The sequence below is a fragment of the Streptomyces sp. NPDC090798 genome (assembly GCF_044768965.1).
GTDB lineage: Bacteria > Actinomycetota > Actinomycetes > Streptomycetales > Streptomycetaceae > Streptomyces.
Genome location: NZ_JBIVXA010000001.1, coordinates 158,703 through 171,343, shown reverse-complemented (window position 1 = coordinate 171,343; position 12,641 = coordinate 158,703). Strand labels below are relative to the sequence as shown.

Sequence of the window (12,641 nt, the reverse complement as noted above, 5' to 3'; positions counted from 1 at the left end):
TTCAACTCCCCGTGCTGCGATACGAACGAAGTCCCGCCCGCCAGGCGAGGCCCGCCAGCGCGCAGCAGCCGGCCGCGATCAGGGGCGGGGTGAAGGCGATCCAGGCCGGCAGGTCGAGCGGATAGGGCCGGCCCAGCACGTACAGCCCGGGCAGCCAGTTCACGAAGGCCAGCGGGAGCACGAAGGTGACCCCGCGCACCAGGTCCTTGGCGAAGACGGTCGGCGGGTACTGCAGGAGCGTGGTGCCGCCGTAGGTGAAGGAGTTCTGCACCTCGGAGGCGTCCTGCGCGATGAACTGGAAGGCTCCGCCCGCCACGAACACGGCCGCGAAGATGGCGGCGCCGCAGAGCAGCATCATCGGGACCATGAGCAGTCTGAGCGGCGTCCAGTCGATGTCGAGCACGGCGATCGCGTACGCGAGGACCAGCAGCCCCTGGGTGACCCGGCCGAGGCGGCGCAGCGCGAAGCGGTCGGCGGCGACCTGGGCGAGTACGGGGACGGGGCGTACGAGGAGCGTGTCGAGGGTCCCGTCGCGCACCCGGCGCCCGAGCCGGTCCATGGAGCCGACCACCAGGTCAGTGATCCCGAAGGAGGTGGCCGAGATGCCGTACAGGAAGGCGACCTCGGGCAGGCTGTAGCCGCCGAGCCGGTCGACCCGCGAGAACATCAGCAGGACGGCGACGAAGTCGAGGGCGGTCGCCGCGAAGTTCCCGAACGTGGTCATCGCGAACGAGACGCGGTAGGTCATCGTGGAGCGGATCCACATCCCGGCGATCATCCGGTAGGCGCGGACTCCGTCCCGCACGCGGGCGTACGTCCCCTGCGGCGCACCCAGCACCGCCGAAGCCGCCGGCCGCCCGGAGGAGGCCGAGTCCCCGGGTCCCCGTGCGGTGATCGGGTCCCCGGGGCCCCGTGAGTTTTCCGTTACCTCCACCGGGTCAGCCACCCTGCACCACCACTCTCCGTGTCGCCACTGACTGGATCAGCCGGCCCAGGGCCAGGAGCCCCAGTGCCCAGGACGCCTGGAAGGCGTACACGGCGAGGGGGTCCGCGGTGCCGAGCAGGACGTCCACGGGGCCCTGGACCAGGGACGACCAGGGCAGAGCGCGTACGACCTCGCCCAGCGCGCCCGGGAAGACGTTCAGCGGCAGCAGCATCCCCGAGCAGAAGACACCCGCGATCATGGACATCTGCGCCGCGCCGGCCCCGTCGAGCAGCCAGAACGCGGACAGGGCCACCAGGTAGCGGAGCGCGAAGCTGACGACGATCCCGAGCGCGACCGCGATCAGGAACGCGATCCAGGTCAGCGGGTCGGCGGGAAGCGCCAGTTCGAAGCAGAGCGCGCCGAACGCCAGGGGCACCACCCCGCGCCCCAGCAGATGGAACATGGCCCGCCCCGCGTCCTGGGACAACCACCACAGTTGGAGGTCGGCGGGCCGGTACAGGTCGATCGCGATGTCACCCGTACGGATGCGCTCGATCAACTCGTCCTCGAAGCCGCCGCCCAACGTCGCCATCGCCATGAGCAGCGCCTGGGAGAGCCACACATAGGTGAGCGCCTGGGCCTGGTCATAGCCGCCGAGGTGCGGTTTCTCGTCCCACAGGGCCATGAAGACGTACGCCAGGATCAGCCCGAAGACGGTGTTGGTGAACACCCCGGCCGCCGTCGCCGTCCGATAAGTGGCGTAGCGCCGGAATCCGCCCACCGCGACGGCCGTGTACAACCGCCCTGTCCCCACGAGGAAGTCCTCCTTGCGTCAAACGGTCCGCTGTGGCCGAAGCGCAGGAGCCTAGCCCCCGCCCGGCTTCGCCTGCCAGGCATTTTCAGGCGCGACACGTGCCGGGATCCGGGAACGGAACGCTCGGTGCGACAGTCTTCGTCAGGGGGCGCACCAGGCGTATGAGGGCGTACGGCGACGTACGATGCGAAACAGGAGTCCGGCGTACAGATGAGTGACAAGCCGCAGCCGCAGCAGAGCAGCCAGGGCTGGGCCCCGAGGGAAGGGGAACCGGCGCCTCAAGCGGCACCGGGCGGGCCGGGCAGCGACGGCACACCGGGCGATCCGGGCGGGCCGGACCCGGCGGGGAAGCCGGGCAAGCCGGGGAAGAAGCCCAGGCGGAAGCGGACGGGCTGGGGGCGGCTCATCCCGACCTGGCGGATGGTGCTCGGCACGTTCCTCGGCGTGATACTGCTCGTGATCGGCCTGTTCGCACTCGGCTACTACCTGGTCAAGATCCCGCCGGCGAACGCCGCCGCGACCAAGCAGAGCAACGTCTACCTGTACGCGGACGGCAGCCAGCTCGCCCGCGACGGCGAGGTCAACCGCGAGAACGTGACGCTCGCTCAGATCTCGAAGGACGCCCAGCACGCGGCGCTCGCCGCCGAGGACCGCGACTTCTACACCGAGTCGGCCGTCGACCCCAAGGCGATGATCCGCGCCGGCTGGAACACCGCCACCGGCAAGGGCAGGCAGTCCGGTTCGACGATCACCCAGCAGTACGTGAAGAACTACTACCTGGGCCAGGAGCAGACCGCCACGCGGAAGGTGAAGGAGTTCTTCATCTCCATCAAGCTCGACCGCCAGAAGAGCAAGGACGACATCCTCGAGGGCTACCTCAACACCAGCTACTACGGCCGCAACGCGTACGGCATCCAGGCCGCCGCCCAGGCGTACTACGGCGTCGACGCCAAGAACCTGACGATCGGTCAGGGTGCCTACCTCGCCGCACTCCTGAACGCGCCGAGCGAGTACGACGTGGTCGCGCACCCCGAGAACAAGTCCGCGGCCCTCGCCCGCTGGGACTACGTCCTCGACGGCATGGTCAAGAAGAACTGGCTGACCCGGGCGGACCGGGCCAAGGTCACGTTCCCGCAGCCCAAGCAGGAAGTGGTCGCGGCCGCCATGTCGGGCCAGCGCGGCTACCTGGTGCAGGCGGTCAAGGACTACCTCGTCTCGAACAAGATCATCGACGAGGACACCCTGACCACCGGCGGCTTCCGCATCACGACCACCCTCCAGAAGTCCAGGCAGAACGCCTTCGTGAAGGCCGTCGACGACCAGGTGATGTCGAACCTCGACAAGAAGAACCGCAAGGTCGACCGGTACGTCCGCGCCGGCGGCGTCTCCATCGACCCGGCCACCGGCAAGGTCGTCGCGATGTACGGCGGCATCGACTACACCAAGCAGTACGTCAACAACGCGACACGGCGTGACTACCAGGTCGGCTCCACCTTCAAGCCGCTCGTGTTCACCTCGGCCGTGCAGAACGGCTCGCAGACACAGGACGGCCGCACGATCACCCCGAACACGGTCTACGACGGCACCAACAAGCGCCCCGTGCAGGGCTGGAACGGCGGCTCGTACGCGCCCGAGAACGAGGACAAGACCTCGTACGGGCCCATCACCGTGCGCACCGCCACCGACAAGTCCGTCAACGCCGTGTACGCGCAGATGGCCGTCGACGTCGGCCCCGGCAAGGTCAAGCAGACCGCCGAAGCCCTCGGCGTCCCCTCCAACACTCCCGACCTGACCGCCACCCCGTCCATCGCGCTCGGCCCGTCCACGGCCAGCGTCCTCGACATGGCGGAGGCGTACGCGACACTCGCCAACCACGGCAGGCACGGCACGTACACGCTCGTCGAGAAGGTCACCAAGGACGGCACGTCAGCCGTGAGCCTGCCCAAGCAGGAGACCGAGCAGGCTGTGCGCCGGGAGGCCGCCGACACCACCACGTCCATCCTGCGGAGCGTCGTCGAGGGCGGCACCGGTACCGCCGCGCTGGCCGCCGGCCGGCCCGCCGCGGGCAAGACCGGCACCGCGGAGGAGGACCAGGCGGCCTGGTTCGCGGGCTACACCCCCGACCTCGCCACCGTCGTCTCCGTCATGGGCCAGGACCCCGACACCGGCACCCACGAATCGCTCTACGGCGCCCTCGGCCAGGCCCGCATCAACGGCGGCGGCTACCCCGCGCAGATCTGGGCGCAGTACACGAAGGCCGCGCTCAAGGGCAGCAGCGCCAAGGACTTCGACCTCCAGCTCCAGCCGGGCGCGGAGGAGCAGCAGCTCCCGAGCACCGGCCCCACCGACCAGACCCCCGGCACCGGCGGCCAGGACAACGGGGGCCAGACCACCGGCGGGACGGCCTCCCAGAGCCCGCCCTCGGACGAGACGCAGGGGCAGACCCAGGGACAGACGGACGGCCAGACCGAGGGCCAGACCCAGGGACAGACGGAGGGGCAGACCCAGGGCCAGACGCAGGGCCAGACGGACGGCGGCACCACCACCGGGGGCGGCACGACCGACGGGACGACCACCGGCGGCACCACGGACGCGGGCACCACCACCGGCGGCGACACCGCGGCCCCGTCGGGCGGGACCACGGACGGCGGCGGTACGGCGGGGACGACCGCGGGAGCGGGGCCACTGAGCGGACTGACGTCACGAAAACAGTGACCCGCGCCCGGACGGACGGCGGTCCCTGAACCGCGGATCCAGAATCCGCGGTTCAGGGACCTCAGATACCCAGATCCTTGATGATCTTCGCCACGTGCCCGGTCGCCTTGACGTTGTACAGCGCCCGCTCGACCTTGCCCTCCTCGTCCACGATCACCGTGGAGCGGATGACGCCGACGTACGTCTTGCCGTAGTTCATCTTCTCGCCGTAGGCGCCGTACGCCTGCAGGACCGTCTTCTCGGGGTCGCCGACCAGGGTGACCTTCAGGGACTCCTTCTCGCGGAACTTGGCGAGCTTCTCGGGCTTGTCCGGGGAGACGCCGATGACGTCGTACCCGGCGCCGGCGAGCACGTCAAGGTTGTCCGTGAAGTCACAGGCCTGCTTGGTGCAGCCGGGAGTCAGGGCCGCCGGGTAGAAGTAGACGATGACCTTGCGGCCCTTGTGGTCGGCGAGGGAGACCTCGTTGCCGTCGGCGTCGGGCAGGGTGAAGGCGGGGGCGGTGTCGCCGGGCTGGAGTCGCTCGCTCATCGGTACCTCACGTGGCCGGGGTGAATGCTTACGGAACTACGGGAACGAGCGTAATGGGGGTGCCGAGGGGTGAGCGGCGGCCCGAGCTGACAGACTGTCGACGGCACAGAGGCAGAGACCGGAACACGACCACGGAGGCAGCGCGGTGTCGGATACGTCGAGAACGTCGGATACCAGGACTCCGGCGCAGATCGAGGCGGACATCAAGCGCCGCCGCGAAACACTCGCCGAGACGCTCGACGAGATCGGCGTGCGGGTCCACCCGAAGACGATCGTCGGGGACGCCAAGGCCAAGGTCGCCTCCCAGATCGACCACACGCTCGGCCGCGCCTACGTCGGCGTCAACCGGGTGGTCGGCGATGTGAAGGGCCAGCTCGTCACCGAGGACGGCGCGCCGCGCCTGGGGCGCATCGTGCCCCTCGCACTCGTCGCGGTCGGCGTCGTGGGCCTGGCGGTGGCGGGCTCACGGCGACGCAAGCGCTGACAACGGCTCGACCCCGGCTCGACCGGCTCGACTCGAATCGACCCGGCTCGACCCGGCTGCGTACGGACGGCTCAAAGGCAGGTAGGTTCTGGGCGTGAGCGCCAATCGGGACAAGCAGACCCCCCACCACGACAAGTTGCCCATCCGGATGCTGCACGACCGCGTGCTGGTGCGGCAGGACGCCGCCGAGGGCGAGCGGCGTTCCGGCGGCGGCATCCTGATCCCCGCGACGGCGGCCGTCGGCCGGCGCCTCGCCTGGGCCGAGGTCGTCGCGGTCGGGCAGAACGTACGGACGGTGGAACCGGGCGACCGTGTCCTCTACGACCCCGAGGACCGGGCCGAGGTCGAGGTGCGGGGAATCGCGTACGTGCTGATGCGCGAGCGCGACCTGCACGCCGTGGCGGCGGACCGCTTCGAGGGCTCCGAGGACTCGACCGGCTTGTATTTGTAGGGCACAGCCGGGATGACGGGGCTGGTGACCATGGTCACCAGCCCCTTTTGCCTGTGCTTTGCTACCGTGGACGGCGTTGGAAGGACCCGACGAGACGCGCCGTACCGGGCGGAGAGCGAAAGCTCCCAGGCAAAGACGACGCACCCCTGTTGATCACTCACGGAGGTGCCTCCCATGGCCTGGATCCTGCTGCTCGTCGCCGGTCTGCTCGAAGTCGGCTGGTCGATCGGCATGAAGTACACCGACGGCTTCACGCGACCGGTCCCGAGCGTCCTGACGGGCGCGGGGATCGCGGCGAGCATGATCCTTCTCTCCTACGCCGCCAAGTCCCTCCCCATCGGCACCGCCTACGGCGTCTGGGTCGGCATCGGCGCGGCCGGCGCGGCGGTACTGGGCATGCTCGTCCTCGGCGAACCGGCGACCGCCGCCCGCGTCTTCTTCGTCTGCCTGCTCCTGGTGGCGGTGGTGGGCCTCAAGGTGACGTCGGGGCACTGAGACACCCACTCCCGCCGCGTCGGACCCGCCGCGTCAGAACGAGATCCACACGTCGGGAGCCACATCCGGTCGCCCCGGCACCGGGCTGCGCTCCTCCGTCCAGGCGTCGCCCGCGATGCCGACGGCGACGCGGCGCCAGAAGCGCACGGCGCCCCGGTCTGTCGTCCCGGAAGGCGACCTCCCACGATCCGGGATGCCGGGCGACGACCTCACGGACGACACGCAGCCCGATCCCCGTCCGACGCGCCCCGCGCACCACGAAGAAGCTGCTGAGCACGCGGACCGGACCGTCCAACCCCCGCACGAAGGCGAACCCGACAGGGTGTTGACGGCTCGTCACCAGATACGGCGCCCGGTCGGCGGCGCGGGCGAGGCGCACGGTCGTGTCGGACCTGGTCCCCCTCCAAAGATTCCGGATCCCGGGCATGAAAAAGGCCTCCCGGGCGGACGTCATGTCCGAATCCGAAAGGCCTGACTACTCATCCTCGCTGCGCGAAGTGGCCCTGAAACCGGGCGCCACCCCGGCCACGGGAACGCTCTCCCACATCCGACGCCGCATCAGCGCGGCGGGCATCGACATCAGCCACTTCAAGCGCCGGGCCCGGGGGCGGCCGGAGCGCCCAGCACTCTCATCAACCGCGTACCGGGTGCTGGACGTCCTGCCGGACGTCTGCGATACCTGTGCCCCAACTGTCATGCACGGACGGAGACGTGGTGCCGCCGGAAGGGGAGGGCGCCTCTCGCCGGGTGACCTGTTCTCCCCGTAGACTGAACGCCGCCGGTCGAGCGCGATGACCGTTTTTGAGCGGCCGTGATGGAATTTGGCAGTCATGCTGGGTTTAGGTCCCAGTGGGTTCACACCCGTGTGGGTTCGAGTCCCACCGGCCGCACTGCCGACAGAGCCGTGGGGGGGCCCCCCCCCCCCCCGGGCCGGGGGGGGGGGGGGCGGGCCCCCCCCCCCCCCCCAACCCCCCCCCCCCCCCCCCCCCCCCCCCCCCCCCCCCCCCCCCCCCACGGCTCTGTCGTGTCAGCCCAACAACTCCCGAACCACCGGCACCAGCCCCCGGAACGCCTTCCCCCGGTGGCTGATCGCGTTCTTCTCCTCGGGGGAGAGTTCGGCGCAGGTTCGGGTGTCGCCCTCCGGCTGGAGGATGGGGTCGTAGCCGAAGCCGTTGGTGCCGGTGGGGGTGTGGCGCAACGTGCCCCGCAGCTGGCCCTCGACGACCCGCTCCGTGCCGTCCGGCAGGGCGAGCGCCGCAGCGCAGGCGAAGTGGGCGCCCCGGTGGGCGTCGTCGATGTCGGAGAGCTGGGCGAGGAGGAGGTCCAGGTTCGCGCGGTCGTCTCCGTGCCGTCCCGCCCAGCGGGCGGAGAAGATGCCGGGGGCGCCGTTCAGGACGTCCACGCAGAGGCCGGAGTCGTCGGCGACGGCCGGCAGGCCGGTGGCCTGGGCCAGGGCGTGGGCCTTGAGGAGGGCGTTCTCGGCGAAGGTGACGCCGGTTTCCTTGACGTCGGGGATGTCCGGGTAGGCGTCCGCGCCGACGAGGTCGTGGGTGAGACCGGCGTCGGCCAGGATCGCCTTCAGCTCGGTGATCTTTCCGGCGTTGCGGGTGGCGAGGATCAGGCGGGTCATGGGGACCAGTATCCAGGGGCCGGAGAGCCGCTCGTCACGGCGTGCAGACCTTCGTCAGTTCTCCGGCCGCGTCGGTGACCGGGCTGACGTCAGGGGTGTTGTCGCCGTTCTTGATGGCCGTACGTACGTTGCCGACGGCCTTGTTCAGGTCGTCGACCGCCTTGTTGACGTCGGCGTTGTCCGTCTTGTCGCCGATCTTGTCGAGGTTGTTCTCGATCGCGTTGAGGGACTCGTCGGTCTGCGTCGGGTCGTTCGCCGCGTTCTCCACGGCCTGCTGGAGGTTGGTGACGCTGTCGGCGATGGAGTCGGCGGTCTGGACGCAGTCCAGGGCCTTGTTGACGGCGTCACAGCCGACGGCCGCCGGCAGGGCGACGAGTACGGCGGCGACAGCGAATGCGGCTGTGCGGCGTCGGTGGCGCGCGGCCATGGAACGGTCCCTCCCCGTGGACAAACATGTGGTCGACCCCGTGACGCGGTCGGCTCGGCCCGTGCGGGGGCCGACGGGGGCGCACGGCTGGACCGTACGCCCGTACCCCTAAGAACGCGAAGGGTTATTCCGCGGTTGCCTCGAGGGCCGCCCGCTGGATCGCGGCGAGCTCGTCGCAGCCGGCGAGGGCGAGGTCGAGCAGGGCGTTCAGCTCCTTGCGGTCGAAGGGCTCGGCCTCCGCGGTGCCCTGGACCTCGACGAAGCGTCCGTCGCCGGTGCAGACGACGTTCATGTCAGTGTCGGCCTTCACGTCCTCCTCGTAGCAGAGGTCCAGGAGGGGGATCCCGCCGACGATGCCGACCGAGACGGCGGAGACGGTGCCGGTCAGGGGCTTGCGGCCGGGCTTGACCAGCTTCTTGGCCTGCGCCCAGGTGATCGCGTCGGCCAGCGCCACGTAGGCGCCGGTGATGGCCGCCGTGCGCGTGCCGCCGTCGGCCTGGAGGACGTCGCAGTCGAGGACGATGGTGTTCTCGCCGAGCGCCTTGTAGTCGATGACGGCGCGCAGGGAGCGGCCGATGAGGCGGGAGATCTCGTGCGTACGGCCGCCGATCTTGCCGCGGACCGACTCGCGGTCTCCGCGGGTGTTCGTGGCGCGGGGAAGCATGGAGTACTCGGCGGTGACCCAGCCCTCTCCGCTGCCCTTGCGCCAGCGCGGGACGCCCTCGGTGACGGAGGCGGTGCAGAACACCTTGGTGTCGCCGAAGGAGACGAGGACGGAGCCCTCGGCGTGCTTGCTCCAGCCGCGCTGGATGGTGATGGGGCGCAGTTGTTCGGGGGTGCGGCCGTCGATTCGAGACATGGCGTTGAGCCTAGCGGCATACGGCCGAGGGGCCGCCTCCGGTTGTGGAAGCGGCCCCTCAAGGGTGAGGTAGGGGGCTCTAGAGTGCCCTTTCGACTCACACCGACCCAGATCGACTCGCGTCGGTTCGCGTCGGTTCACATCATGTCTTCTCGGTTCACATCATGTCTTCGATGTCCGCGGCGATGGGGTCGGCGTCGGTGCCGATGACGACCTGGATCGCGGTGCCCATCTTGACGACGCCGTGGGCGCCGGCGGCCTTCAGGGCGGCCTCGTCGACCTTGCTCGGGTCCACGACTTCGGTACGCAGGCGGGTGATGCAGCCCTCGACCTCTTCGATGTTGTCGATGCCGCCGAGCCCGGCGACGATCTTCTCAGCCTTCGTGGCCATGTCCTACTCCCTGATCAGAACCGTTTTGTCGCAGTAACCCACAGTTGGCCCATCTTTGCGAGCGGCCTTGTCGCGCGTACCGAATGATGGCGTTCACGACAGCGCAACCGTTCGTCGACTGGTCTACACCAGTGGGCGTGCAGTCGCCAACCCGGCCCCGTCCGGAGGACGCCCATGAGTGCCGAAAGCGCCCCCGCGCCCGCACGGGCCCGCTGGAACAAGCTGTTCCAGGGGCTGCAGAAGATGGGCCGCAGCCTCCAGTTGCCGATCGCCGTGCTGCCGGCCGCGGGCCTCCTCATCGGGCTCGGTCAGCCTGGCGTGTTCGGCGCCGGGGGGCTCGGCTGGGACAACGTATCCAAGATCATGAGGGGCGCGGGCGGCGCGCTGCTCGACGGCTCGCTCGGGCTGCCGATGCTGTTCTGCGTGGGCGTGGCCATCGGGATGGCGAAGAAGGCGGACGGGTCGACGGCGCTCGCGGCGGTCGCGGGTTTCCTCGTCTACTACAACGTGCTGCGCCAGTTCCCGGTGAGCTGTGCGGGCGGGGCGAAGGCTGTCACGAACGTCGGCTGTCAGGCGGCCGACTTCTCCGTGGCCCCGTTCACGTACCAGAATCCGGGGGTCTTCGGCGGCATCGCCATGGGGCTGATGACCGCGTACTTCTGGCAGCGCTTCCACCGCACCAGGCTGGTCGACTGGCTCGGCTTCTTCAACGGGCGGCGGCTGGTGCCGATCATCATGGCGTTCGTGGCCATCGCGTTCGCCGCGCTGTGCCTGTGGGTCTGGCCGCCGTTCGGGCGGGGTCTTGAGCACTTCGGCGACTGGCTGGTAGGGCTGGGTTCCTGGGGGGCCGGTGTCTTCGGGGTGGCCAACCGGGCGCTGCTGGTGATCGGCCTGCACCAGTTCCTGAACGTGCCCGTCTGGTTCCAGTTCGGCAGCTACACCACGCCGGACGGGACGGTCGTGCACGGCGACATCAACATGTTCCTGGCGGGCGACCCGAACGCCGGTCAGTTCACGTCCGGGTTCTTTCCCATCATGATGTTCGCGCTGCCGGCGGCGGCCCTGGCGATCACGCACTGCGCCCGGCCCGAGCGCCGCAAGGAGATCGGCGGGCTCATGCTGTCGGTCGCGCTGACCTCGTTCGTCACGGGCATCACGGAACCGCTCGAGTACTCGTTCCTGTTCGTCGCGCCGGTGCTGTACGCGATCCACGCGCTGCTGACGGGGGTGTCGATGGCGGTGACGTGGGGGTTGGGCGTGCACGACGGCTTCACCTTCTCCGCGGGGCTCATCGACTACGTCATCAACTGGCATCTGGCGACCAAGCCGTGGGCGATCGTGCCGATCGGGCTGTGCTTCGCGGTCGTGTATTACGTGATCTTCCGGTTCGCGATCACGAAGTTCGATCTGAGGACTCCGGGGAGGGAGTCGGAGGCGGAGCACGAGGACACGACCAAGCCGTAGGCGATGCGTCCATGAACCGCGGGCCGGTGGGGGCTGGTCGCGCGGCTTCGACGCGCCCGGAACCGATTCCTCCCTTTATGACCCAGGCCACAAAATTGGCGGGTTCCTTATCTCACCTTCACCGTGCTACAACAGGTCTACACCACCGAGTGGTATAGACCACGCACACTGGAGGAAGTTGTGTCCACGGCCAGCGCCGCTCCCGCGGCCGACAAGAAGAAGGGCTCCGGCGCGATGGCTGTCCTGCAGCGCATCGGCCGCAGCCTGATGCTGCCGGTCGCCGTACTGCCCGCCGCCGCGCTCCTCGTGCGTCTCGGCAACACCGACATGCTGGGACGCGCGTCCTTCCCCACGTTCCTCACCAAGATCGCCGGGTTTATGACGGCCGGTGGCAACGCGATCCTCGACAATATGGCATTGCTGTTCGCCGTGGGTATCGCGATCGGCTTCGCGAAGAAGTCGGACGGCTCGACGGCGCTCGCCGCGGTGGTCGGCTACCTGGTCTTCAAGAACGTGCTGGCGACGTTCACCGACAAGAACCTGCCGAAGGTGGCCACGGCCGTCGACGGCAAGGTGGTCATGGTGAACGCCCCCGTGGACGCCAAGGTCCTGGGCGGTGTGGTGATGGGCATAGTCGTCGCCCTGCTGTACCAGAAGTTCTACCGGACCAAGCTGCCCGACTGGGCGGGCTTCTTCGGCGGCCGCCGGCTCGTCCCGATCCTGTCCGCGTTCGCGGGTCTGCTGATCGGCATAGTCTTCGGCTACATCTGGCCGGTCCTCGGCACGGGTCTGCACAACTTCGGTGAGAAGCTGGTCGGTTCGGGGGCCATCGGCGCCGGCATCTTCGGTGTCGCCAACCGTGCGCTGATCCCGATCGGCATGCACCACCTGCTGAACTCCTACCCGTGGTTCCAGGCGGGCGACTACCACGGCAAGAGCGGTGACATCGCGCGCTTCCTGGCCGGCGACCCGACCGCGGGCCAGTTCATGACCGGCTTCTTCCCGATCATGATGTTCGGCCTCCCGGCCGCGTGTCTGGCGATCGTGCACTGCGCCCGCCCCGAGCGCCGCAAGGTCGTCGGCGGCATGATGCTCTCGATCGCGCTGACCTCGTTCGTGACGGGTGTGACCGAGCCGATCGAGTTCACGTTCATGTTCATCGCGCCGGTCCTGTACGCCATCCACGCGGTCCTCACCGGCGTCTCGCTGGCGCTGACCTGGGCGCTCGGCATGAAGGACGGTTTCGGCTTCTCGGCCGGCGCGGTCGACTTCGGCCTGAACCTCGGCATCGCGACCAACCCGTGGGGCCTGGTCCTGGTGGGTCTGTGCTTCGGGGTCGTCTACTACTCGGTCTTCCGCTTCGCGATCACGAAGTGGAACCTCCCCACGCCGGGCCGCGAGTCCGACGAGGAGCTGGCGGAGCTGCTGAAGGCGGAGGCCAAGTAGCCCCCGTACAC

General features: G+C 69.4%; 13 protein-coding genes, 1 tRNA gene and 1 pseudogene. 7 read left to right on the top strand and 8 right to left on the bottom strand.

Annotated elements, in window-relative coordinates:
• Position 1: 1 nt before the first annotated feature.
• Together ACIQTP_RS00725 and ACIQTP_RS00720 are read right to left on the bottom strand one after the other, a co-directional pair.
• Entirely contained in the window at positions 2–778 is a 777-nt protein-coding gene (locus tag ACIQTP_RS00725) for an ABC transporter permease (protein WP_403396043.1), read from the bottom strand.
• A gap of 160 nt (positions 779–938) precedes the next feature.
• Positions 939–1,739: an ABC transporter permease gene (locus ACIQTP_RS00720; protein WP_403394949.1), complete on the bottom strand. Its 801-nt coding sequence runs from the start codon at positions 1,737–1,739 to the stop codon at positions 939–941.
• 210 nt (positions 1,740–1,949) lie between these two features.
• Between ACIQTP_RS00720 and ACIQTP_RS00715 the strand changes: the two genes are divergently transcribed.
• Positions 1,950–4,454, top strand: a complete 2,505-nt coding sequence (locus tag ACIQTP_RS00715; RefSeq protein ID WP_403394948.1) for a transglycosylase domain-containing protein — start codon at positions 1,950–1,952, stop codon at positions 4,452–4,454.
• A 61-nt stretch (positions 4,455–4,515) separates the two neighbouring features.
• Here the strand turns inward: ACIQTP_RS00715 and bcp are convergent, their stop codons facing one another.
• Positions 4,516–4,983, bottom strand: a complete 468-nt coding sequence (gene bcp / locus ACIQTP_RS00710) for a thioredoxin-dependent thiol peroxidase (protein WP_402041087.1) — start codon at positions 4,981–4,983, stop codon at positions 4,516–4,518.
• Between the two features lie 145 nt (positions 4,984–5,128).
• Between bcp and ACIQTP_RS00705 the strand changes: the two genes are divergently transcribed.
• From ACIQTP_RS00705 to ACIQTP_RS00695, 3 genes are all read left to right on the top strand, one after another.
• The gene (locus ACIQTP_RS00705) at positions 5,129–5,467 is read left to right on the top strand and encodes a DUF3618 domain-containing protein (protein WP_402041084.1); all 339 of its coding nucleotides are present in this window, start codon (positions 5,129–5,131) and stop codon (positions 5,465–5,467) included.
• 148 nt (positions 5,468–5,615) lie between these two features.
• Complete coding sequence (locus ACIQTP_RS00700) at positions 5,616–5,918, top strand: co-chaperone GroES (RefSeq protein ID WP_187285621.1); 303 nt, start codon at positions 5,616–5,618, stop codon at positions 5,916–5,918.
• Between the two features lie 174 nt (positions 5,919–6,092).
• Positions 6,093–6,413, top strand: coding sequence for a DMT family transporter (locus tag ACIQTP_RS00695; protein WP_403394945.1), 321 nt, complete (start codon positions 6,093–6,095; stop codon positions 6,411–6,413).
• A 33-nt stretch (positions 6,414–6,446) separates the two neighbouring features.
• On the opposite strand, the pseudogene ACIQTP_RS00690 reads toward ACIQTP_RS00695, so the two are convergent.
• A pseudogene (locus ACIQTP_RS00690) lies at positions 6,447–6,780 on the bottom strand (GNAT family N-acetyltransferase); the annotation flags it as partial.
• Between the two features lie 438 nt (positions 6,781–7,218).
• Between ACIQTP_RS00690 and ACIQTP_RS00685 the strand changes: the two are divergent.
• Positions 7,219–7,303, top strand: a tRNA-Leu gene (locus tag ACIQTP_RS00685).
• 137 nt (positions 7,304–7,440) lie between these two features.
• Here the strand turns inward: ACIQTP_RS00685 and rdgB are convergent.
• From rdgB to ACIQTP_RS00665, 4 genes are all read right to left on the bottom strand, one after another.
• Complete coding sequence (gene rdgB / locus ACIQTP_RS00680) at positions 7,441–8,043, bottom strand: RdgB/HAM1 family non-canonical purine NTP pyrophosphatase (protein ID WP_403394943.1); 603 nt, start codon at positions 8,041–8,043, stop codon at positions 7,441–7,443.
• Between the two features lie 34 nt (positions 8,044–8,077).
• Entirely contained in the window at positions 8,078–8,470 is a 393-nt protein-coding gene (locus ACIQTP_RS00675) for a hypothetical protein (protein WP_099922434.1), read from the bottom strand.
• Between the two features lie 124 nt (positions 8,471–8,594).
• Positions 8,595–9,329, bottom strand: coding sequence for a ribonuclease PH (gene rph / locus ACIQTP_RS00670; RefSeq protein ID WP_402041068.1), 735 nt, complete (start codon positions 9,327–9,329; stop codon positions 8,595–8,597).
• A gap of 157 nt (positions 9,330–9,486) precedes the next feature.
• Positions 9,487–9,720 carry a glucose PTS transporter subunit EIIB gene (locus ACIQTP_RS00665; protein ID WP_030569190.1) on the bottom strand — a complete coding sequence of 78 codons (234 nt, stop codon included), beginning with the start codon at positions 9,718–9,720 and terminating at the stop codon, positions 9,487–9,489.
• A gap of 174 nt (positions 9,721–9,894) precedes the next feature.
• On the opposite strand from ACIQTP_RS00665, the gene ACIQTP_RS00660 reads away from it, so the two are divergent.
• Both ACIQTP_RS00660 and ACIQTP_RS00655 read left to right on the top strand, forming a co-directional pair.
• On the top strand, positions 9,895–11,184 hold the full coding sequence (locus ACIQTP_RS00660; protein WP_403394940.1) for a PTS transporter subunit EIIC: 1,290 nt from the start codon (positions 9,895–9,897) through the stop codon (positions 11,182–11,184).
• A gap of 180 nt (positions 11,185–11,364) precedes the next feature.
• Entirely contained in the window at positions 11,365–12,630 is a 1,266-nt protein-coding gene (locus tag ACIQTP_RS00655; RefSeq protein WP_403394938.1) for a PTS transporter subunit EIIC, read from the top strand.
• Positions 12,631–12,641 lie beyond the last annotated feature (11 nt).